Source organism: Hymenobacter arcticus (assembly GCF_054779975.1).
On record NZ_BAAGXF010000007.1, the window covers coordinates 226,611 to 247,340 of the forward strand.

Here is a 20,730-nt window from a genome sequence, read left to right on the forward strand (position 1 = left end):
GCCGGATATTTGCACATCACTCCCGCAGCCTACCAATGCCCGCCATGCTCACCGTTCACCAAATCACTGACCTGCGCGACCTCGACGCCGCTTTCACCATCCGCGAAAAAGTGTTTGTGGGCGAGCAAAATGTGCCCGCCGACGCTGAATACGACGCCCACGACCGCGCCGCCACTACCCGCCACTACCTGGCAACGGTAGATAGCCAGCCCGCCGGTGCCGCTCGCTGGCGCCCCACCTCGGGCGGCGTCAAGCTGGAGCGCTTCGCCGTGCTGGGTGAGTTTCGCAACCAGGGTGTGGGCGACGCCCTTGTGCGCCAAGTGCTGGCCGACGTGCGCGCTCAAGCCCCCGACGCGGCCCAGGTGTACCTGCATGCGCAGCTACGCGCCATCCCGCTCTACGAGCGCACAGGCTTTCACAAAGAAGGCGAGCTGTTTGAAGAGTGTGACATTCAGCACTATAAGATGGTGCTGGGGTAGGGGGTAGGTCAGAACTACGGACTAAATGGCACTTTTCGTCAACCGTTAATGGATGGAATTGGAGCCGTCAGGTGGAGACTTAGTGCTTCTCTCAAGGCTAAGGCAGCATGCGTCTGGCAACTGACTGCCTGGCTTGAGGTCAGCTGTGTAAAAACATATCTACATTTGGTCGTCGGTTTTTAGTAAATACAAAAGCCGCTATACCCTGAGCGGCCTACGTTCCCCGGCAGCTACCCGTGGAGGTGAAGGCAAGGGGAGAGCGTGTGAATGCGGTGGTGCAGACAAATAATCAGTAGCAGCATACTTGCAAAAGCGTATTATGGCAAATTTTGGACAGAGCCTCCGTATTTATTTGGCCGACGGAGTGCCAACGGGAATACGGCTGGCTGAAATTGTGAACTGGACCGGGCAGGCAGTGGCTTGCCCCCGAATAAGAATAGTAGAATTAGCTCAGTGGGAAGAAGTGGCTCGCCCGGGCGTTTATTTCCTGTTGCAAGGTGGCCTGGGTATTGACCGTGGCCAAGTGTACATTGGCGAGTCGGAGCACGTTCGGAAGCGGCTGGGAGAGCAGGTAAATGCGTACGACTTCTGGACGGAAGCGATTGCCTTCACTAATAAAGACGCGAACCTTACCAAGGCGCATGTACGCTACCTGGAGTCCCGATTGATTGCACTGGCGAAGGAAGCTAATCGGTATGATGTAATGAATGGGAATAATGGTACCACAGACCCCCTGCTGCCCCGGCCCGATAAAGCCGCGATGGAGGAGTTTTTGAGTAACCTTCGGGTAGTGCTCAGTTCGCTTGGGCACCGCCTGCTGGAGCCTTTAACCGCGAGTGCCGCAACGATTACAACGGCAAGCCAGGCAGCAGGTAGTGATATTCATCCTAATCCGTTGGCAGCCACTTTACTTCATTTTGCTACTCTTCCGGCAGTTGCTTCTGGCTACGTGACTGATGAGGGATTTACATTGCTCAAAAACTCACGAATAAAGCTTGAGCACACGGCTGCGACCCCTAAAAATGTGATAGCACTGCGAACCGCCGCGATAGCTGCCGGAGAGTTGGTGCAACGGGAAGGTTTTTATGAGTTGCTCACCGACAAAGCGTTTTCATCTTCGTCGGCGGCTATCTGCTTCGTATCGGGTAATAGTCGTAGCGGGCCGGACGGCTGGAAAAGTAGCGTAGGCCTTACGCTGAAGCAACTGGAACAACAGTCTTTGCAAAGCAGTCTTGAATTGACAGCGGAAGGCCCGGCAGTATTAAGTAACCCACCAAGCGCTGAGGCCGAAGCCGGCGAACAGGAAGAAAATAACCCAACTAATATATGACAATCGAAACCGAACGCGAAGCCGACGGCCGCTGGCTGGCCGAAGTGCTGGAAATAGCCGGGGCCTTGTCCTACGGCCTCACCCGTGAGCAGGCCATTGCCAATGCGCAAGCCTTGGCGCTACGCACTATTGCTGAGCGCCTGGAACACGGTGAGACAGTGCCCGATTTGGCGGGCGTATTTTCCATTGCTGCATGAGTCAGTTTGGCTCGGCTAAAGCGCGGCAAGTGCTGGCGGCGTTGCTGCGCATCGGCTGGATGCAAAAGCGGCAATCTGGCTCTCACCGAACCTTGGCCTGGTCAGGGTGGGATGACTATACCTTTGCGTTCCACGATAGTGAAGAAATTGGCCCTGCTATGCTAGGTCGCATTGCCAAGAAAACAGGTTTGCAGCCGGCGGACCTTTAGCGTCATCTTTTCAATGCTTACCTGGTCCTCGGCCCCTTTTTTGCGCGTGGCGCTGGCTTTTATCGGCGGCATTGCGGGGTATCTCTACCTGGGGCAGGCGTGGGCAGGTAGCGCAGCACCTTGGTGTATAGGGTTGGTAGTAAGCTACTTGCTAGCATGGCTGTGGAGCCAGCGCCAACCCAGCCCGGCCGCCACCGATGCGGTGGGTATGGTAGGCTTGCTGGCAGTGGCGGCCCTGGGTTTTGCCCGCAGCCAGGTCGCTACCGAAAGCCGCCGGCCCGACCACATTGGGTACCTGGCCCCGCGCATCGAGTTTTACCGCGCCACCGTGGACGAGGCCCCCGTGGTGCGGGCCAGCACCTTTGCCACCACCGTGCGGGTGCAGGCAGTGCGGGTGGCCGGGCGCTGGCAAGTGGCCACGGGCGGCATCCGCATCAGCCTGCCGCGCCGCGAAACGGCCGACTCGGTGCGGGCCCCGCGCTACGGCGAGGTGTGGCTGGTGCAGGGCGCGCCCGAGCCGAGCAAAGGCCCCGCCAACCTGGGCGAGTTTGACTACCGCCGCTACCTGGAAACGCACCAGGTGTACCATTCGCAATACGTGCACCAAGGGCAGTATAAAGTGCTGGGCTACGCGCCGTTAAGTGCGGCGTTGGCTGTCAGCCAGCGCACGGCGGCCGTGCTCGATGGGGTGCTGCGCCGCTACGTGCCCAGCCTACGCGAGTACGCGCTGGGCACGGCGCTGGTGCTGGGCTTTAAGGACGATATTGACCAGGAAACCAAGCAGGCCTACGCCAACACGGGCACCACGCACATCATGGCCGTGAGCGGCTTGCAGGTGGGGCTGCTGTTTGCGGCGTTGCAGTGGCTGCTGGCGCGGGTGCCCTTGAGCAGTTCCGGCGGCGCGGTGTGGCGGCGGCGGCTGGCCACGGCCGGGCTGGGGCTGGCCCTCATCTGGAGCTACGCGTTCCTCACGGGCCTCTCGGCGTCGGTGCTGCGGGCCACGGTCATGTTCACGCTCGTGATTGTGGGGCAGGCCTGGGAGCGGCAGAGCAGCTTGTTTAATACGCTGAGCGCGGCAGCGTTTTGCCTGCTGCTCTGGAATCCCTACCTGCTGTGCGACGTGGGTTTTCAGCTCTCCTTCTTAGCCGTGCTGAGCATCGTGTACTTGCAGCCGCGCATTGTGCGCTGGTTCGATGTGCGCAATTTCTTCCTTGACCGCCGCCGTAGCTGGCACGCGCCGGCCGTGCAAAAAGCCTGGCGCGCCGCCGCCTGGCTGGCCGAGGCCAGCTGGCAACTCACGGCGCTGTCGCTGGCGGCGCAGGTAGCTACGTTTCCGCTGGGACTGTATTATTTCCATCAGTTTCCGTTTAACTTTCTACTATCCAACCTAATAGCCGTGCCCATTTCGAGCGTGGCCGTGTACGTGGGCGTGGTACTGCTACTGGCCAAGGGCCTGGTGGCGCTGGTGGGTTTGGTGCTGCCCGCGGCGGCCGTAGCGGCACTCGACTGGCTGCCGCGGCTCATTGGCTACCTGTTTCAGAGCCTTATCTGGCTGTTTAACGAGTACATCTTTCTCATCGGCCGGCTGCTGCCGGGCGCGGTAGTGGGCGGCGTGCACCTCAGCCAGGGCCAGACGCTGCTGGTGTTTCTGCTCATCGGAGCGTTTTGCGTGTTTGCGGCCTCGCGGCGGCTGGCGTGGGCGGGCTGGTGCGTGGCGCTGCTGGCCCTCTACGGTGGCAGCCGGGTGGCCGAGGCGCGGGCCGTGGCCCCGGTGCGCGAGTTTGTGATATACAGCATTCCGCGCCGCTCGGTAGTGGGGTTTTGGCAGGGCGCGGCCGTCGAGTTTGCCACCGTCGATTCGCTGCCCCTCTCCGAAACTGAGCGTACTTATCGCCTCAAGCCCAGCCTGATACTGCGCCGCGCGCGCGCGCCGCGCTACTGCGTGGGCTGGGTGGGTTCGGCCGTGCCCACCCGCCAGGTAGCTCCGCCCGACAGCGCCGAGGCCGCCCACCGCTACCCACCCGCGCCGCTGGTGCTGGCCCAGTGGCGCGGCCTGCGCGTGGCCTTTGTGAGCGGCAGCCTGCGCAGGCTGGCCGGCGGTGCCCCCGCCCAGCCGGCCGACGTAGTTGTGCTGCGCCGTAACCCCTACCTGTACCCCGACGCCCTGGCCGCCCACTTTGGAGCCGGTACCCAAGTGGTGTTCGACTCGTCGTGCAAGCGCTGGTACATCGCCCGCCAGGATTCGGCCCTGCGCGCCGCTGGCTTCCGCACCTGGGACGTGAACGAGCAAGGTGCTTTTACTTACCAGCTGCCGCCCGGCCGCTGAACAACTCAGCGTACCTCAGCGCTTTACCACCGCGTACCTCTGCGGTAACTTCCCGCGCCGCCCTGATGCAAAATATCCCGCCCGCGTCCCCCGTTTAGTCTACCCGCCTGCTTTTACCGTATTTTACCGCACTATGACCGACTCTATCTCCCCGGAACTCGATACGCTGCGCTTCCTGCAATACGAAGTGCAGGACCGCCTGGCCTATATTACTCTTAATCGCCCAGCTAAGCGCAATGCGCTCAGTGCCAACGTAGTAACTGAGCTAAAGCAAGCCTTCGAGCAGGCAGAAGCCGATGATAAAGTGAAAGTAATTATCCTGCGCGCCGCCGGCGACGTGTTTTGCGCCGGGGCCGACCTCAAGTACCTGCAAGAGCTGCAAGACAATACCTACCAGGAAAATCTGGCCGACAGCACGCACCTGATGCAGCTTTTTCACCAGATTTATACGCTCAAAAAGCTGGTTATTGGCGAGGTGCAGGGCCACGCCCTGGCCGGCGGTTGCGGCCTAGCCGCCCTCTGCGACATCACGTTTGCCGTGCCCGAGGCCAAGTTTGGCTATACGGAGGTCAAAATCGGCTTCCTGCCCGCCGTGGTGAGCGTGTTTTTGCTGCGCCGCATTGGCGAGGCGCGCACCAAGCAATTGCTGCTAAGCGGCGACGTTATTACGGCCCAGCAAGCCCTTGAGTATGGCCTCATTACGTTTATTGCCGAGAAGGATAAGCTGGCCGAAACCGTGCGTGCCTACGCCCTGCGCCTGGCCCGCGAAAATTCGGGCCACAGCATCGAAATCACCAAGGAAATACTGGCCCGCCTGCCCGAGCTGGCCCTCGAAGATGGCCTGCGCTACGCCGCCGAGCGCAACGCCGCTACCCGCGCCTCCGACGATTGCCGCCGTGGCATTGCCGCGTTTCTAAACAAAGAAAAGATTGATTGGTAGTCCTTTTAACCCTGTCCTTGTGAGCGCAACGCAGTGGAGCGCGGCAATCTTTCTTTTGCTGTAAGGGTTACTAACCCGCTTGCCAAGGAAGGATTGCCGCGCTCCACTGCGTTGCGCTCGCAAGGACAAACGTTTTTCGCCATGTCAATTTTTGCTGCCATTCTTATCACCCTCGCCACGTTTGGCTTCATGGAATTTTGGGCGTGGTTCATGCACAAGTACGTGCAGCACGGGCCGCTGTGGGTGCTGCACCGCTCGCACCACGTGCGGCCCAGCCCGCGCCCGTTTGAGCGAAACGACTGGTTCTTTGTGATTTACGGGGCTATTTCAACGGTATTGTTCATCACCGGTGATAATGGCCAGCGGTGGTGGTTTTGGGTGGGCGTGGGCATTGCGGCCTACGGCACGGTATATTTCTTTGTGCACGATGGTCTGATTCACGGCCGCCTGCCGTTCTGGAAAAAGACCGACAGTGTGTACCTACGGGCCCTCAACATGGCCCACAAAATGCACCATAAAACCCAGGGCCGCGACCATTCGCAGGAATTTGGCCTGCTGTGGGTGTCGCCCAAATACTTGCGCCTAGCCCGTGAGCAGGCCGCCAAGCGGGCAAACTAAGCTGAGCCGTGGGGCGCTGGCAAACTATTTGTAGGGTTTGTGAATTAGTAATTAAGGAAACGTGATGAGGATATTCGGTAGATTATAACTTATTCAAGTAGGCGTTTCCCGCTGCTTGGCCACCCGGCCGGGGGCGGGATTCTTATTTATTCTTCTCTAAAAAACAAACTAGTGGCCCATTACTCTATCAGCGACTTGGAGCAGCTTTCCGGCGTGAAAGCCCACACCATTCGCATCTGGGAGCAGCGCTACAACTTGCTCAAACCTAGCCGCACCGCCACCAACATCCGCACCTACGGGGAAGCGGACTTGCGCCGCCTGCTCAACGTGGCCACGCTGTGCGGGCGCGGCCAGCGCATTTCGCAGGTGGTGCGCCTGAGCGAAGAAGAATGCCAAACGGCCGCCCTGGCCCTCTGCAACGAGGTGCAGCCCGCCGATGGCCCGCGCCTCAACGCCCTCATGAGCGCCTCGCTTGACCTCGACGAGCCGCGCCTACACCGTCTTTTCGACGAGGCCATTGGTGAACTGGGCACCGAAGACACCCTGCTGCGCTTGGGTTACCCGCTGCTCCAGCGCCTGGCCGTGTCGTGGAAAGCCGGCTCGCTGAGCCTAGCACAGGAGCGCCTGGTGGCCCAGCTGCTGCGCCAGGAGCTCATGGCCTCGGCCGATGCCCTGCCGCTCATTCCGCTTTCCCAGGCCGATGCACCGCGCTGGCTGCTATTCTTGCCCGAGGGCGAATGGCAGGAGCTGGCGTTGCTCTTCATGAACTACGCCCTGCGCGCTCGCGGCCGGCAGGTGCTTTACCTGGGCCCCAACCTGCCGCTGGCCGACGTAGTGGCCGCCGCTAAGGCTTTTCGGCCCACGGTGCTGGCTACGGTGCTCACCACCGCGCCGGCCCGCGGCCAGGTGCAAAGCTTCGCCACCGAGCTGCGCGCGCAGTGCCCCGAGGCCACTGTAATGCTGTTTGGGTCGCTGGCAGTGCAAACGGCCGGTCTGCCCGAGGGCTGCCTGCCGCTGGCGTGCCTGCACGAGTTCCGGGATTTGATTCCCTTTATAAATCAGCAAGTTAAGGTAGAGGCAGTAGAAAGATAATGTGAGAAGTTGCCTTTAGCTAATCCTTGTACGTACATAGGTGCGCCTTTGCCAGCCGACTAGCGGGGCGCCAACAAAAGCTGAGAAAACTACCGGAAAGTGAGCCGTATTTCTTGCTTGTGGATTATCTTTGTTTAAGATTCTGCTACGAACCCTTCTACAATATGACTTCTCTGGAATTCACCTCCCAAGTGCAGAAAATTTCTTCCTCGCTCCGTCCCGTGGCCATGAACCTCACCCGCGATGCGGATGATGCCAAGGACCTGGTGCAGGAAACGCTGTTGAAAGCACTGCTCAACAAGGACAAGTTTAAAGCGGGTACCAACTTGAAGGCATGGTTGTACACCATCATGCGTAACACCTTCATCAACAATTATAATAAGATAACCAAGCGTAGCTCCAACATCGACTCGACGGAGTACTTCCAGTACTTCAACACCGATGAGAACTACATCACGCACAACGGCGCTACTACCGACTTTGTGGTGCGCGACATCAACGAGGCGATTGCCAGCCTGGGCACCGACTACCGCACGCCCTTTATGATGTACTATATTGGCTATAAGTACTTGGAGATTGCCGAGAAGCTGCAAATCCCGATTGGCACCGTGAAAAACCGCATTCACATTGCCCGTAAGGACCTCAAAAACGCTTTGAAAGTATATGCCCCCGCCGGCGCCGACCGTGGTGGTAGCATACTGGCCGAAGAAGTAGAGGATTAACCGGCCGCTTCCCAAACCGAAAGCCGCGCCTGCCGTTCACTCGGCAGGCGCGGCTTTTTTATAGACTGGTTTGACCGGAGCTAGCTTGCAGCTTCGCAGCTCATAAGGCGTTGGCTACTAACAGCGGAGTGCTAAACTAGCCCGCTTGCTCACTATGAACCCCAACTATATCACTACTATCGAGGGCAATGAAGCGGTGCTGGCGAAGTACGTGGAAGCTGTTTTTACCGGTACGTGTACTGCTACCAAGGCTTACCCTAACCCGTACCGGTTACCCGGCTACCCAGATTGCCTGGATAGCCCACTGATAGCCTATTATCTTCAGCAGCAGCCGTTTGTGTTGGTTGAAGCCATAGAGTTTGTTGAGCAGTTGCGTAAAATCGATATCGATGGGTTCAACGGCATTCACTACCCGCTGGATAAGTGGCTGGAAGCTACCATTCGTGACCCGTTTTTTACGAATGCCGGGAATAGGTGGAACGTGCAGTATGTACTGAACCCTGGGGCTGACTTGGCGAGCGTCAGCCCCGACCACCTAAAGTTTATGTGCTACGTGGCGGTTTGCAACTTGAAATTTGGCCCCAGCTACGCCAGCGTCACGGCCAATGAGTATTTCGACATGGCAACTGCCCTTGGCTCGGGTGAAGTGGCCCAACTCAAGAAGTTTGGGAGCGGCACCTTGCCCCGCGAAGTAACTGAGTACAAGGACTCAAGCGTGAGTTGCGTAGCCAATGATGCCTTTGCCACCATAAAAATCGTGGTGAAGCAGGAGGCGGCCGAAAGCTACCAGCTGGCGCTGGTCTTCCTCGATAAGCTGCTGCAAACCGACTTTCCGCGCAGCTACACCATCGAGTTTTCGGCCCCCGAGAAGCACTGGCTGCCCATCAAGGGACTACCTAAAAAAGGAGTTAATGCGCTGTTTGGCAATGCGGTGCGCTACGAAAGCCTGCACCCGTTGCTGGTAGACTACGCCAACCTGGCGATGAAGCCCCACGAGTGGTATAATAATCTGAGCGCCGAAGAGTGCGCAATGCCCTCGACATTTGCTGTGTTTGCGCTGGGCTTGGTGAGTGAGGCGTACTTTGGCCTGGTAACCAAGTATATGCGCACGGTGGACGAGGAGCACCAGTCCATCCAGGAGAAGTTTACGCTGGCCTTCGTGGCGCAATTTGGTATTAACAAGACGACGCTGCCCGTGTTTATGCACTGCCTGCTCTCCACGCAGTCGCATAAGCACTACAAGCTGTTTGCGGAGCAGTTCAGCACCCGCGAAAACCTGGAACTGCTGCTGGCCTGCAAGCACAATTTTGTGCCCTACCTGCCTGAAGAATCACAAGAACCAATCGACCCGGATTTTCTAGAGGATGGCGTAGTTACCGAGCAGCAAAGCCTGATTGCCTACCTCTGGGAGGACGTACTGAACGCTATTTTTGGCTCTTCTACGCTAACTCCCAAGCTGTTGAAAGCCGCCAATGAGGAGCTGCGGCCGTTGTACGCCGAGTTGTTTAAACAAGATAAATAATTGTTGCTCAATACTTTTTGCAAGTATTGATTAAATTTATAGTTACCCCAGAATGCCCCACGCAGTAGTAATCGGAGCCGGTTTTGCAGGCTTATCGGCCGCCAGTAGCCTGGCCCAGGCCGGCTGGCAAGTCACGCTGCTCGAAAAGAATAGTGGCCCCGGTGGCCGGGCCCGTGTGTTTGAAGCCCAGGGTTTCACCTTCGACATGGGCCCTAGCTGGTACTGGATGCCGGGCGTGTTTGAGCAATACTTTGCCAAGTTTGGCAAGAAGGTGGCCGACTACTACGAGCTGGTGCGGCTCGACCCCTCGTACCAGGTCATTTTTGAAGGCGATGATGCCGTGGATATTCCGGCCGGCATGGCCGAGCTGCGGCAGTTGTTTGAAAGCCTGGAGCCGGGCAGCGCGGCGCGGCTAGATGCCTTTCTGGCCCAGGCCAAATACAAATACGAGGTCGGCATCAACAAATTTGTGCAGCTGCCCAGCCGCTCGGTGCTGGAGTTTGTGGATTGGGAAATCGTGAAAGGCGCGGTGCGCCTCGACCTGCTGCAAAGCATGGCCAAGCACGCCCGTAAGTTTTTCAGCCACCCCAAGCTGCTGAAGCTCATTGAGTTCCCGGTGCTATTTCTGGGCGCTACGCCTGAGAACACGCCCGCCCTCTACTCGCTCATGAACTACGCCGACCTGGCGCTGGGCACCTGGTACCCCAAGGGCGGCATGCACCAGATAGTGCGCGGCATGGTGAGCCTGGCTCAGGAGCTGGGCGTGAAAATCGAGTATGACCAGGAGGTGCGCGAAATAGTGGTGGAAAACGGCCGCGCCACCGGCGTGCGCACCGCCAGCGGCTTCTGGCCCGCCGATGCGGTGGTGGCCGGGGCCGATTACCATCATATAGAGCAGCAAGTGCTTGCGCCCGAATATCGGCATTACTCGCCGCAGTACTGGGACTCGCGCACCATGGCCCCGTCGTCGCTGCTGTTTTACCTGGGCGTGAACCGCCGGCTGGACCGGCTGCGGCACCACAACCTGTTTTTTGACGAGGATTTCAGCCAGCACGCGCACGAGATTTACGAAGCGCCGCAGTGGCCCAGCCGGCCGCTGTTCTACGCCTCGGTGCCCAGCAAAACCGACCCCACGGTAGCGCCCGAAGGCCAGGAAAACCTGTTTTTGCTGGTGCCCGTGGCCCCCGACCTCGACGACCCCGAGGCCACCCGCGAAAAGTATTATAATCTGATAATGGACCGGCTTGAAAAACACTGCGGCCATACTATTCGCGAGCACGTGGTGTATAAGCGCAGCTACGCCCACCGCGATTTTGTGGCCGATTATCACTCCTTTAAAGGCAACGCCTACGGCCTGGCTAATACGCTGAAACAGACTGCTATCCTGAAGCCTTCGCTGAAAAGTAGCAAGGTTAGTAACTTGTATTTCACGGGCCAGCTTACGGTGCCGGGGCCGGGCGTGCCGCCCTCGCTCATCTCGGGCCAAGTGGTGGCGAGGGAAGTTTTGAAGGAAATTAAATAACTGCCAGTTGTCATTGCGAGCGCAACGCAGTGGAGCGCGGCAATCTTTCCTTGACGGTCGTGTTAGTAATTCTGACGTTGAGGACGAAAGGAAAGGGAAGATGAGCAGGAAAGATTGCCGCGCTCCACTGCGTTGCGCTCGCAATGACGAATGATTTTTGATAGCTAAATGGACCAACAGCAACTCTTTACCGATACCAGCCTGGCGTGCGCGCAGCTCATTACGCGGCGGTATAGCACGTCGTTTTCGCTAGGTATTCGCACCCTCGATAAATCGCTGCACCGGGCCATTTACGCGGTGTATGGGTTTGTGCGCTGGGCCGATGAAATCGTGGATACGTTTCACGCGCAAAATAAGGCGGCGCTGCTGGCCGAGTTTGAGCGCGATACCTACGCGGCCATTGCGGCGGGCTTCAGCCTCAACCCGGTGCTGCACGCCTTTCAGTGGGCCGTGAATGCGTATGCTATTGACCACGAGTTTATTGATGCTTTTTTGCGGAGCATGGAAATGGACCTGGAGGACCGCAACTACCGCCAGGAACTGTATGAGCAGTACATCTACGGCTCGGCCGAGGTGGTGGGGCTGATGTGCCTGCGCGTGTTTTGCCAGGGTGAGCCGGCGCTATTCGAGCAGCTCAGGGCCCCGGCGCGGCGGCTGGGCGCGGCGTTTCAGAAGGTGAATTTTTTGCGCGACATCCGCTCCGATTACGAGGAGCGAGGCCGCGTGTATTTCCCCGGCCTGCGCTACGAGCAGTTTGACGACGCCGCCAAGCGGGCCGTGGAAGACGATATCCGGGCTGATTTTGAGGCCGCGTACGTGGGCATTCAGCAGCTGCCGCGGGCGGCCCGCATGGGCGTGTACTTGGCTTACATCTATTACCTCAAGCTGTTCCATAAGCTGCGGCGGGCCCCGGCTACGCAGGTGCTGGCCGAGCGCGTGCGCCTGCCCGACAACACCAAGCTGCTGCTGCTGGCCGGCTCGTGGTTGCGCTACCGCCTGCGGGCCGTGTAGGCCGGCGCGGGGCACTTTGCTTATAACAGAGACGTTGGCGGGGCTCGGCGCTGGCCCTATAATTGCCTTCTCCCTAGCTTTGCGCCTATGAAACGACTGCTTGTTCTTGCGTTGCTGAGCGCGCTGCCGGCAGCTTCCGGTGCGGCATCAAGTCGCCCTTTACTTCGAATTTCGTCCATGTCGCCCTACCAGCCCGCCACCCTGCGCCACCACTACGAGCAAGCCGCCGCCGACAAGGAGGCCGGCGAAAAATTCTATAAGCTGCTGCAAGGCTACGCTGGCCAAAATGCGCTGGTTCTGGGCTATAAGGCTGCCTCTGAGGCAATTAAGGCCCGCGATGCCTCCATGCTCAATAAACTCACTTACGTGCAGCAGGCCGCCCGCACCTTCGAGCAAGCCGTGACTTTGGACGGTGACAATGCCGAAATTCGCTTCCTGCGCTTTTCGGTAGAAAGCAACCTGCCGCCTTTTCTGGGCTTAAGCAAGCATGTGGACGAGGACAAGGCTTTTTTGCTCGATGCGGCCCTGCAACACCCCGGCTCGGGCATGGATGCTGAGGCGTTTCAGACGGTGCGCGGCTTTTTAGTAGACCGCAAGCACGTGAGCGACGACGATGCCCAGCGCCTGGCCCGCGTAAAAGGCTAGGCGAAAACCACTAAAAACAAGACGTTACCGTTCAAAATTTGGACCTTGGCGACAACCTTGTAGGCTGGTTTGTGGTTAGCTTCGCGCTATGCCATCTGGTTTGTATCTAAGCGTTCGCATCGACCCCAACTCCGGCTTTTGCTTTGGCGTGATTTACGCCATCCAAATGGCCGAAGATATCTTGGATGAACAAGGCTACCTATATTGCCTGGGCGACATCGTGCACAACGACGAGGAAGTGCACCGCCTGGAGCAAAAGGGCCTGCGCATCATCGGCCACGAGCAGTTCGAGGGCCTGCGCAATGAGGCCGTGCTTATTCGGGCGCACGGCGAGCCGCCGAGTACCTACCAGCGGGCCATGGAAAACAACCTGACCCTCATCGACGCGAGCTGCCCGGTGGTGCTCAAGCTTCAGAACCGCATCAAAACCAGCTTCGACCGGCGCGAAAAAATATTCATCTACGGCAAGCACGGCCACGCCGAAGTGCTGGGCCTGCTGGGCCAAACCAGCGGCGAGGCTGTCGTGTTTGAAAGCCTGGATGAGCTGCTGCGCCACGAGCTGCCCGCCAATATTACGCTATACAGCCAGACGACCAAAAGCACGGCTTCGTTCTATAATATTAAGAATGAGCTGATTAGCCGCGGCTATAACATCAATGCCAACGACACCATTTGCCGGCAGGTGAGCAACCGCGACGAGGCCCTGCGACGCTTCGCGGCCCAGTTCGACCAGGTGGTATTTGTATCGGGCACCAAAAGCTCGAACGGCAAGGTGCTGTACCAGGTGTGTAAGGAAACTAACCCGCAGACGCACTTCGTGTCGAATACCGAGCAAATTTGCCAGAGCTGGTTTTTGCCGGGCCAGTCGGTGGGTATTTGTGGGGCCACCAGCACGCCCATGTGGCTGATGGAACAGGTGCGCGACGCCCTGGAGCGTTTCTAGAACGCGGATTTATCGGATTCTTCGGATTGGTCGGATTTTGGGGCTGGTTCGGGAATTTAGCTTGCTGACCGGGCTTTTTGAATTAATTGGATTTTGGGGACGACTTTTTGGGGCGTTCGGGGGTTACTTGGTTTACTGATACCAATCGGCTACGAAATCTGTGCAATCCGTTCAATCTGAAAAAATTGTGGGTCGGGTAGTGCGCCCCGCGCCGCTGGCGGGCAAGGGCGTGGCCTCGGCGCTACTCATTATGGTGGCCTGGGGCGGGCTCCTAGTATTTTTGCTGGCGGCTTATGAGCCCGACTGGCGCTCGCCCGCGCCCTACCTGCTGCTGCTGCTGCAAACGCACCTGTACACCGGGCTTTTTATTACGGCACACGATGCCATGCACGGCGTGGTGAGCCCTAATAAACGGCTGAACAACGCCCTTGGTACCATATGCGCGCTGCTGTTTGCCTACAATTGGTTTCCGCGGCAACTGCCCAAGCATCACGACCACCACCGCCACGTGGGCACCCAGGACGACCCCGATTTTCATCCCGAGCATCACCCTGGCTTCCTGCCCTGGCTGCTACGCTTCGCCTGGAACTATGTGACTTGGTGGCAGGTGCTACTCATGGCCCTGACCTACAACGTGTTGAAGCTATATTTTCCGCAGGCCAACGTCATTGCCTTCTGGATGATACCGGCGGTGCTGGCCACGTTGCAGCTGTTTTTCTTCGGTACGTATTTGCCGCATCGGGGTGAGCATGAGTACGATAACCAGCACAAGGCGCGCAGCCAGCTGCGGCACCATGTGTGGGCCTTTGTGAGCTGCTACTTTTTCGGCTACCACTACGAGCACCACGACCAGCCCTACCTGCCTTGGTGGCGCCTGTGGCGCACCAAGGAGACTGCTAGGTAGGGTAGATTTTAGGAGAAAGCTAGAAGAACGCCATGCTTCGGCAAGCTCAGCATGACGTTCTTTTAGCCTGTTCTATCCCAAATTAGCAGTCAGCGCACACGTGAAAGCGGTGCGGCCGTTAGCCCCAGTTTCGAGGCGGAAGGCGAAGCCGTGGGCCCGCAGAATGTCGCGCACCAGCAGCAGGCCGAGGCCCTGGCCGCTGGGCTTGGTGCTGAAAAAGGGCGTGAACAGCCGCTGGCTGACCTCGGGCGTGAGGGGTGGGCCGTCATTTTCGATAGTAAGCGTGGGCGGCTCGGCGGTGGTGCGCACCCACACGTGGCCGCCGCTGGGGCCAATGGCTTCGAGCGCGTTTTTGGCCACGTTGAGCAGGGCTTGGGTAAGCTGCTGCGAATCGGCTGCTATAATTGGCATGTTATCAGCTAATTGCCAGTGCCACTGAATGTTGTGCGCGGCGCTTTGGGCAGCCAGCAGGTGGCCCAAGTCGCGCAGCAGCTGGTGCAGGTCGAGGGGGTGGGGCGCGGGCGGGGGCAGGCGCACCAGCCGCGCGTAGCCGGCCACGAAGTCGGCCAGCTGAGTATTGCGGGTGATGCTCACCTCCAGAGCCTGCGCAAAATCGGGCTGGTCGGCCGGGTCGAGCTGCGGCGCGTAGTAGCGCAGGCTACCCAGCAGCGAGTTTACGGCCCCGATGGAGTTGTTGACCTCGTGCGCCATGAGGCGGATGAGGCGCTCATAGGTGATTTTTTCCTGGGCTTGCAGCTCCTGAGTCAGCTCCTCCAGCACCACGAAGCGGCGCTGAAAGCCCCGGTCGAAGAAGTGCGCGGCGGCGGCGCGGTAGGTTTGGCCATTGGGCAGGCGTAGGGTGTGCAGCTGCCCGGCGGCCAGCATGGCCAGCGCCGCACCCCAGGGGGCGGGCAGCGTGGCCACGGCTTGCCCAGCTAATGCGGCGGCCGGCTGGCCCAGGGCGCGGGCGGCGGCGGCGTTGGCCTCCGTGATGGTGGCGTCGAAATCGAGTAGCAAAATGCCCGCCGGCGAGGCCTGAATGAGCCGCTTCAGCAGCACACCCTGCTCGTGCTGGCCCAGGCGCTCCTGGCGCAGGGCGTCGAGCATGTTGTTGTACACCGCTACGAGGCGGTCGAGGGCAGGCTGGCCCACGGGTAGGAATTTCAGGCTGAAATCCTGCGCTTGCAGCGCCGCCGTGCCGGCTTCAATGAGTTGGATGGGGCGCAGCAGGCCCCGGTAGAGCGTCCAGGCCAACCCCAGGCTGGCTACCAATGCTACCTCGCCAGCGACAAACAGCAGCGGGCTACTCGTGCGCACCTGCACCAGTAGCGCCGCTAGCAGCCCGTAGAGTAGCAGTAGGAATAGGGCGAGCTGAAAGCGAAGTGGCATGAGGTGGAGTTAACCGTCCGCGCTATTCGCTATACGGGATGCCAAATTTATCGAGCCGCCGGTAGAGCGCGCCGCGGCTGAGGCCGAGCGCCCGCGCCACCTGGCTTAGGTTGCCTTGGTAATGGGTCACGCTTTGGCGAATCATTTGTTCCTCAAGGGCTTCCAGGGTCATGGAGCCGGGGGCGGGTAGAGTGGAAGCGGGGGTTTGGACCGCAGGGGAAATCGTGGCTTTGGCCTGGAAGTCGGCGGGCGTGAGCTCATCGTGGGGGGTGGTGAGCACGGCGCGCTCCACCAGGTTTTTGAGCTCGCGGATGTTGCCGGGCAGCGGCTGGGCTTGCAGCCAGTGGGCGGCGGCGGTGCCCAGGCGCAGACCGGGCCGCTGGTAGGTGGCGCGCAGCTGGGCCACAAAGTGCCGGGCCAGCGCACCAATATCGGTGGGGCGCTCACGCAGGGCGGGCAGGTGCAGCGTGATGAGATTGAGGCGGTAAAACAGGTCTTCGCGGAAGAGGCCCTGGGCCACCAAGTCAGCCAGGTTTTTATTGGTGGCAGCCACCACGCGCAGGTCGAGGCGGCGGGGCTTGCTGTCGCCGAGCACCTCGTAGGTGCGGTCTTGCAGCACGCGCAGCAGTTTCACCTGGCTGGCTAGTTCGAGCTCGCCAATCTCGTCCAGGAAGATGGTGCCGCCGTTGGCCAGCTCGAAGCGGCCCACGCGGTCGGCGCGGGCATCGGTGAAGGCCCCGCGTCGGTGACCAAACATCTCGCTTTCAAATAGGGAAGACGAAATGCCGCCGAGGTTCACCTTCACGAAGGGCTGCTGGCGGCGGCGGCTGTTGTGGTGCAGGGCCTCGGCAATCAGCTCCTTGCCGGTGCCGCTTTCGCCCTCTATCAGCACCGAGGCATCGGTGGCGGCCACCTGGCCCACCTGGCGTAGCACGGCCAGCAGGCGGGCATCCTCACCCACTATATTGCTGAGGGCAAATTGCTTATCGAGCGCCTTGCGGCCCGCCAGCGGTGCGGCCTCGGTGGGCGCCTGAATGGCCAGCACGGTGGCAATGGTTTGGAGCAGGGCCTCGTTCTGCCAGGGCTTGGTCACGAACTCGGCCGCGCCGGCTTTCATGCCGGCCACTGCCAGCGCAATGCTGCCCCAGCCCGTGAGCAGGATAACGGGCACGGCGGGGGCCAGCGCTTTTAGCTCGGCCAGCAGGGCCAGGCCGTCGGCCCCGCTAGTGGCGGCCGTAAAATTCATGTCGAGTAGCACCAGCGCGGGTGGGGCCGCGCGCACGGCGGCCAGCGCCTCGGCGGGGCCAGTTACGGCCGTGGTGGCGTAGCCGGCCTGCTTGAGCAGCAGCCGCAGGGAGGTGCGAATGGCTACGTCGTCGTCAATAACCAGAATCATGGGGTAGTCGAAAGTACGGGGTGCGCCGGGCAAAAGTCGGGTGTTGGGCTAGCGCGGTTTGAAGAAGCTGTTTAAGAAGAAGTCATGCTGAGCTTGCCGAAGCAAGACTTCTTCTTAAACAGCTTCTTTATATAGAAATTAATGCTAGGTTAGTAGCCGCCTACGCTGCCGCCGCTGCTGGTGTGCTTGGCCACCGTAGGCGAGCCGGCGTAGCTCACGCTGCCGCCGCTGCTGGCTTTGGCCGACAGCGTTTTTTGCACGGCCACTGTGATGCTGGCACCGCTACTGGCTGAGGCCTGGCAATCAGCCGCTTGCAGGTTTTTACCGGTGAAGGACGCGCCGCTGCTCGTGTGTACCTCCAGCCGTTGGGTGCTGCCGCTCACCACGGCCTCGGAGCCGCTGCTGAGGCGCGCCTGAATGGAAGTGGCGGCAAATTCACCCTTGAGAGTGGCGCCCGACGATACTTCGAGCTGCAAGTCGGTGGTGGGGTAGGGGCCGGCTACTTCCAGCTCGGAGCCGCTGCTGGCTTGCAGGCCGGTGAGCTGGGCGGCCGTTACATAGGCCTGGAGCCGGCCGCGGTGGTCGCGGCGCCAGGGCTGTGACTTGAGCACGTCGAACTGCACGCGCAGCACGCCGCCCTCCACGGTGGTTTTGATGCGGGCCTGGTTTTCTGGGGTGTCGGCGCTCACTTCCACGCGCTGGGTGGGGCCGGCTACCAAGTGCAGCTCGATGCCGCTGCTCACTTCGAGGGCGTGGAAGGTGGGGACTTCGCGCACTTCGCGGCCGGTTTGGGCCAGGGTGGGGGCGAGGGCAACGAGCCAAAGGGCGGCGGCAAGCAGCAGGTTTTTCATGGCAGTAGCGTGAAAAGTGGCGTGAGGAAAGGAGGTTGCAGTGGGTACCGGGCTGGTAAGGTGTTCGTTACGGCGGCGAAGAATCTTTTTCTGCGCTCGCCGGCATTCCTCGTCAGATGAAGCGCTAGCCCCAGCGGTTGCCCCACGGCTTTATTATTCTTCGCGCAGGGCCACTGCGGGCTGGATGCCAGCCGCCAGCCGGCTGGGGTAGAGCGCGCAGGCGGCGGCCAGCAGGTAGAGGCCGGCGGCGGCCAGCGCCATGGCGGTGAGGTACACGCTCGTTTTTACATTGAACACGCCCAGCAGCGGAAACTGGGCTGCTACCAGCAGCCCCAGCCCCAGCCCAAACGTGGTGAGTACCAGTATCTCCCCCACAATTTGCCCGCTGATGGCCGCACCGGTAGCGCCCAGCGCCCGGCGCACGCCCAGCTCGCCGCGCCGTTGGCTAATGTTGAGCCACAGTACGCCGAAGAGGCCCAGCATTACGTTCACAATCAAGAATACGCACACTACCCCCAGGATAGCCGGCGGAGTCAGCTTTACTTTCAACTGCGCAATGCGCATTTCGGTTAAATAATCGACACTACTGTGCCAGAGTGGATTAATAGCTCGAATATCATCGATAATTCGCTTTTCCAATACTGCCCCGGCCCCTGGCCGCACCCGCACTAGCAGCTTAAATAGCGCGCGGGTGGTGTCCTGTGGGTCTACGTAGCGAAACAGGCCCGGCTTGGGCTCGCTTAATTCGCCGTCGGCCCGGTAGGGGCCGCTCACGCCCATAATGCGCCAGCGCTCGTTGCCGCTGCGCACTACCTGGCCCACCGCTGCCTGCCCCGGCTCGAAAAGCTGCTCGCGCAGTCGCTCGTCGATGACGATGGGCGTGAGGTTGGCTGCCTCGTCGCGGCGGTCGAACCAGCGGCCTTCGTGCAATTGCACCTCCATAACGTCGCGCAGTTCGGGACCAGCGCTGTAAATATTTATATCGCCGACTGACCGCTTGGCGGGGCCCTCGCCGTATTCCAGGTTGGTGGTGTTGTTGCTGAAGGCAAAGGGCGTATTGTCCTGGCTGCGCGATACGGCTACCACGCCCGGCGTGCTGCGCAGCTGCGCCAGCACCTGCTGCAAGGTGCCAAATTGCTCGGCGTGGGGCTGCGTGCCGGGGCTGAGGCCAATCTGCCACGCGTTTTCGTAGGCAAACCCTAGCGGGGCCCGGTAGTTAGTCCAGTAGAATACGCCTATGCTGCTCACGGCGAAGAGCACCACGAAAGCCAGCAGAATCTCTAGGGCCAGCAGGGCGTTGGCCCGCCGGCGGTTCCACATCAGGGTGAATAGGTGGCGTATCATGCGCTTAAGTCTCCTTTTAAGGCCTTTACGGCGTGTAGCTTCGACATTTTATGGGCTGGGTAAGCCCCCGACAAGATTCCGAAAAACAGGGCTACGCCCAGGGCCGCCACAAACACCCGCCCATTCAGCTCAAACGTGGCGTAGGGCACCAGGTGGCTGCTATTAAGCAGCGCCAGTACCCCGGCCGCCAGCCCAAGGCCTAACCCGGCTCCGCACAGGGTAAGGAAAATATTCTCGATGAGAAACTGCCCCACTAGCCGCCGGCCCGTGGCCCCGAAGGCCTTGCGCACGCCAATTTCGGAAGAGCGCTCCAGCGTGCGACTCACATTGATGTTGACCAGGTTGAGAGCCGGCAGCAGCAGAAACAATAGGCCTATGCCCCCCACCAGCCGTAGAAAGGGGCCCGCGGCGCCTTCCTCTTCGGTGGCGTTTTCGTTGCTGCCCAGCGAGGAAGCCAGCAGCGTTTGCGCCCGCGAATTGACTTTGCTATAGACCTTGGGGTCGGGCAGCGGCACGCGGTTGATAGCCCGCAGGTATTCCTCTTTAATGAGGGGCACATCGGCCGGGCGGCGCGCCAGCACAATGGCCTGGTAGCTGCCCAGGTATTCGGGGTCGTGCAGGTTGTCGGCAATGGCCGAGATGGGCAACCACAGCTCGGCATAGGTGTGCAGCCGCACCAGCGATACGTCGTGCACTACGCCCACCACGAGGTAGGGCACCGCATCGAGCACTATTTCGCGCCCCACTACCCCCGCAGCGGTGCCAAAGTAGCGCCGGGCGGTGGTGGCGCTTAGTACTGCCACATGCGCTTCTTGCTGCACTTCGCGCTGGTTGTAGGGTCGGCCTTCCAAGAAGTCAAAATCCAGCACTTGCCAGAACGCGCCATCCGTGCGCTTGCGGTCAAACTTCAACACCTGCTGCCCTACGTAGGCCACAGCCGTACCCCAATTAGTCTCGCTGATAGACACTTTTTCGGGGGTGCGCAGGGTGCGGGCGTGCTGGTCCAGAAATGAGTAGCCCAGGCTGCTGTTGCTGTTGCCCCCATCGTGATACATCAGCTGCATGCGGTTGATGAACAGCAGCCGGTCGGTGTGCAGCTCGGGCCGGTGCGACCCCGCGGCGTAATCAACCAGGGCGTACACGACCAGCAAAATCATCAGCGTAAAGCTGATGCCGAACAGGCTGATGGCGGTGAAAACCTTGCGCCGCAGCAAGACCTTCCAGGCGATTTTTAGGTAGCTTAAAAGCATGATTTTTGAATTTTATAATCGGCTGTCATTGCGAGCGCAA

General features: G+C 60.1%; 20 protein-coding genes. 15 read left to right on the forward strand and 5 right to left on the reverse strand.

The window, feature by feature from the left end:
- Nucleotides 1–44: 44 nt before the first annotated feature.
- The 15 genes from ACYVGC_RS14120 to ACYVGC_RS14190 all read left to right on the forward strand — a co-directional run bounded on the left by ACYVGC_RS14120 (nucleotide 45) and on the right by ACYVGC_RS14190 (nucleotide 14,460).
- Nucleotides 45–479 (forward strand): GNAT family N-acetyltransferase, encoded by a 435-nt coding sequence (locus ACYVGC_RS14120; RefSeq protein ID WP_460584480.1) that lies wholly within the window; start codon nucleotides 45–47, stop codon nucleotides 477–479.
- Between the two features lie 319 nt (nucleotides 480–798).
- Nucleotides 799–1,809: a GIY-YIG nuclease family protein gene (locus ACYVGC_RS14125; protein WP_460584481.1), complete on the forward strand. Its 1,011-nt coding sequence runs from the start codon at nucleotides 799–801 to the stop codon at nucleotides 1,807–1,809.
- Nucleotides 1,806–2,006: a type II toxin-antitoxin system HicB family antitoxin gene (locus ACYVGC_RS14130; RefSeq protein WP_460584482.1), complete on the forward strand. Its 201-nt coding sequence runs from the start codon at nucleotides 1,806–1,808 to the stop codon at nucleotides 2,004–2,006. The genes ACYVGC_RS14125 and ACYVGC_RS14130 overlap by 4 nt, the downstream gene beginning before the upstream one ends.
- Entirely contained in the window at nucleotides 2,003–2,215 is a 213-nt protein-coding gene (locus ACYVGC_RS14135) for a type II toxin-antitoxin system HicA family toxin (RefSeq protein ID WP_460584483.1), read from the forward strand. The genes ACYVGC_RS14130 and ACYVGC_RS14135 overlap by 4 nt, the downstream gene beginning before the upstream one ends.
- A 13-nt stretch (nucleotides 2,216–2,228) precedes the next feature.
- Entirely contained in the window at nucleotides 2,229–4,541 is a 2,313-nt protein-coding gene (locus tag ACYVGC_RS14140) for a ComEC/Rec2 family competence protein (protein WP_460584484.1), read from the forward strand.
- Between the two features lie 133 nt (nucleotides 4,542–4,674).
- The gene (locus tag ACYVGC_RS14145; RefSeq protein WP_460584485.1) at nucleotides 4,675–5,481 is read left to right on the forward strand and encodes an enoyl-CoA hydratase/isomerase family protein; all 807 of its coding nucleotides are present in this window, start codon (nucleotides 4,675–4,677) and stop codon (nucleotides 5,479–5,481) included.
- A gap of 141 nt (nucleotides 5,482–5,622) precedes the next feature.
- A complete protein-coding gene (locus ACYVGC_RS14150) occupies nucleotides 5,623–6,099 on the forward strand; it encodes a sterol desaturase family protein (protein WP_460584486.1) in 477 nt (158 codons plus the stop codon).
- A 171-nt stretch (nucleotides 6,100–6,270) separates the two neighbouring features.
- A complete protein-coding gene (locus ACYVGC_RS14155; RefSeq protein ID WP_460584487.1) occupies nucleotides 6,271–7,191 on the forward strand; it encodes a MerR family transcriptional regulator in 921 nt (306 codons plus the stop codon).
- Nucleotides 7,192–7,355: 164 nt separating this feature from the next.
- Nucleotides 7,356–7,913 (forward strand): RNA polymerase sigma factor, encoded by a 558-nt coding sequence (locus ACYVGC_RS14160; protein ID WP_460584488.1) that lies wholly within the window; start codon nucleotides 7,356–7,358, stop codon nucleotides 7,911–7,913.
- A 154-nt stretch (nucleotides 7,914–8,067) separates the two neighbouring features.
- A complete protein-coding gene (locus tag ACYVGC_RS14165; RefSeq protein WP_460584489.1) occupies nucleotides 8,068–9,435 on the forward strand; it encodes a DUF6138 family protein in 1,368 nt (455 codons plus the stop codon).
- Between the two features lie 52 nt (nucleotides 9,436–9,487).
- The gene (locus ACYVGC_RS14170) at nucleotides 9,488–10,957 is read left to right on the forward strand and encodes a phytoene desaturase family protein (protein ID WP_460584490.1); all 1,470 of its coding nucleotides are present in this window, start codon (nucleotides 9,488–9,490) and stop codon (nucleotides 10,955–10,957) included.
- A gap of 168 nt (nucleotides 10,958–11,125) precedes the next feature.
- The gene (locus ACYVGC_RS14175; RefSeq protein WP_460584491.1) at nucleotides 11,126–11,968 is read left to right on the forward strand and encodes a phytoene/squalene synthase family protein; all 843 of its coding nucleotides are present in this window, start codon (nucleotides 11,126–11,128) and stop codon (nucleotides 11,966–11,968) included.
- Nucleotides 11,969–12,145: 177 nt separating this feature from the next.
- Nucleotides 12,146–12,613 (forward strand): hypothetical protein, encoded by a 468-nt coding sequence (locus ACYVGC_RS14180; RefSeq protein ID WP_460584492.1) that lies wholly within the window; start codon nucleotides 12,146–12,148, stop codon nucleotides 12,611–12,613.
- Between the two features lie 88 nt (nucleotides 12,614–12,701).
- Complete coding sequence (locus tag ACYVGC_RS14185) at nucleotides 12,702–13,556, forward strand: 4-hydroxy-3-methylbut-2-enyl diphosphate reductase (protein ID WP_460584493.1); 855 nt, start codon at nucleotides 12,702–12,704, stop codon at nucleotides 13,554–13,556.
- Between the two features lie 250 nt (nucleotides 13,557–13,806).
- Entirely contained in the window at nucleotides 13,807–14,460 is a 654-nt protein-coding gene (locus tag ACYVGC_RS14190; RefSeq protein ID WP_460584517.1) for a fatty acid desaturase, read from the forward strand.
- A 72-nt stretch (nucleotides 14,461–14,532) separates the two neighbouring features.
- On the opposite strand, the gene ACYVGC_RS14195 is transcribed toward ACYVGC_RS14190, so the two are convergent.
- The 5 genes from ACYVGC_RS14195 to ACYVGC_RS14215 all read right to left on the reverse strand — a co-directional run bounded on the left by ACYVGC_RS14195 (nucleotide 14,533) and on the right by ACYVGC_RS14215 (nucleotide 20,690).
- A complete protein-coding gene (locus ACYVGC_RS14195; protein WP_460584494.1) occupies nucleotides 14,533–15,849 on the reverse strand; it encodes a sensor histidine kinase in 1,317 nt (438 codons plus the stop codon).
- 22 nt (nucleotides 15,850–15,871) lie between these two features.
- Nucleotides 15,872–17,245: a sigma-54-dependent transcriptional regulator gene (locus tag ACYVGC_RS14200; RefSeq protein ID WP_460584495.1), complete on the reverse strand. Its 1,374-nt coding sequence runs from the start codon at nucleotides 17,243–17,245 to the stop codon at nucleotides 15,872–15,874.
- A 149-nt stretch (nucleotides 17,246–17,394) separates the two neighbouring features.
- Entirely contained in the window at nucleotides 17,395–18,096 is a 702-nt protein-coding gene (locus ACYVGC_RS14205; RefSeq protein ID WP_460584496.1) for a head GIN domain-containing protein, read from the reverse strand.
- 153 nt (nucleotides 18,097–18,249) lie between these two features.
- The gene (locus ACYVGC_RS14210; protein ID WP_460584497.1) at nucleotides 18,250–19,440 is read right to left on the reverse strand and encodes an ABC transporter permease; all 1,191 of its coding nucleotides are present in this window, start codon (nucleotides 19,438–19,440) and stop codon (nucleotides 18,250–18,252) included.
- Nucleotides 19,437–20,690, reverse strand: a complete 1,254-nt coding sequence (locus tag ACYVGC_RS14215) for an ABC transporter permease (RefSeq protein ID WP_460584498.1) — start codon at nucleotides 20,688–20,690, stop codon at nucleotides 19,437–19,439. The genes ACYVGC_RS14210 and ACYVGC_RS14215 overlap by 4 nt, the downstream gene beginning before the upstream one ends.
- Nucleotides 20,691–20,730 lie beyond the last annotated feature (40 nt).

Excerpts from the sequence above, each read along its gene's own strand:
- ACYVGC_RS14120 (WP_460584480.1), top strand. The coding sequence starts at position 45 with ATGCTCACCGTTCACCAAATCACTGACCTGCGCGACCTCGACGCCGCT.
- ACYVGC_RS14125 (WP_460584481.1), top strand. The coding sequence starts at position 799 with ATGGCAAATTTTGGACAGAGCCTCCGTATTTATTTGGCCGACGGAGTG.
- ACYVGC_RS14130 (WP_460584482.1), top strand. The coding sequence starts at position 1,806 with ATGACAATCGAAACCGAACGCGAAGCCGACGGCCGCTGGCTGGCCGAA.
- ACYVGC_RS14135 (WP_460584483.1), top strand. The coding sequence starts at position 2,003 with ATGAGTCAGTTTGGCTCGGCTAAAGCGCGGCAAGTGCTGGCGGCGTTG.
- ACYVGC_RS14140 (WP_460584484.1), top strand. The coding sequence starts at position 2,229 with ATGCTTACCTGGTCCTCGGCCCCTTTTTTGCGCGTGGCGCTGGCTTTT.
- ACYVGC_RS14145 (WP_460584485.1), top strand. The coding sequence starts at position 4,675 with ATGACCGACTCTATCTCCCCGGAACTCGATACGCTGCGCTTCCTGCAA.
- ACYVGC_RS14150 (WP_460584486.1), top strand. The coding sequence starts at position 5,623 with ATGTCAATTTTTGCTGCCATTCTTATCACCCTCGCCACGTTTGGCTTC.
- ACYVGC_RS14160 (WP_460584488.1), top strand. The coding sequence starts at position 7,356 with ATGACTTCTCTGGAATTCACCTCCCAAGTGCAGAAAATTTCTTCCTCG.
- ACYVGC_RS14165 (WP_460584489.1), top strand. The coding sequence starts at position 8,068 with ATGAACCCCAACTATATCACTACTATCGAGGGCAATGAAGCGGTGCTG.
- ACYVGC_RS14170 (WP_460584490.1), top strand. The coding sequence starts at position 9,488 with ATGCCCCACGCAGTAGTAATCGGAGCCGGTTTTGCAGGCTTATCGGCC.
- ACYVGC_RS14175 (WP_460584491.1), top strand. The coding sequence starts at position 11,126 with ATGGACCAACAGCAACTCTTTACCGATACCAGCCTGGCGTGCGCGCAG.
- ACYVGC_RS14180 (WP_460584492.1), top strand. The coding sequence starts at position 12,146 with ATGTCGCCCTACCAGCCCGCCACCCTGCGCCACCACTACGAGCAAGCC.
- ACYVGC_RS14185 (WP_460584493.1), top strand. The coding sequence starts at position 12,702 with ATGCCATCTGGTTTGTATCTAAGCGTTCGCATCGACCCCAACTCCGGC.
- ACYVGC_RS14190 (WP_460584517.1), top strand. The coding sequence starts at position 13,807 with ATGGTGGCCTGGGGCGGGCTCCTAGTATTTTTGCTGGCGGCTTATGAG.
- ACYVGC_RS14195 (WP_460584494.1), bottom strand. The coding sequence starts at position 15,849 with ATGCCACTTCGCTTTCAGCTCGCCCTATTCCTACTGCTACTCTACGGG.
- ACYVGC_RS14200 (WP_460584495.1), bottom strand. The coding sequence starts at position 17,245 with ATGATTCTGGTTATTGACGACGACGTAGCCATTCGCACCTCCCTGCGG.
- ACYVGC_RS14205 (WP_460584496.1), bottom strand. The coding sequence starts at position 18,096 with ATGAAAAACCTGCTGCTTGCCGCCGCCCTTTGGCTCGTTGCCCTCGCC.
- ACYVGC_RS14210 (WP_460584497.1), bottom strand. The coding sequence starts at position 19,440 with ATGATACGCCACCTATTCACCCTGATGTGGAACCGCCGGCGGGCCAAC.
- ACYVGC_RS14215 (WP_460584498.1), bottom strand. The coding sequence starts at position 20,690 with ATGCTTTTAAGCTACCTAAAAATCGCCTGGAAGGTCTTGCTGCGGCGC.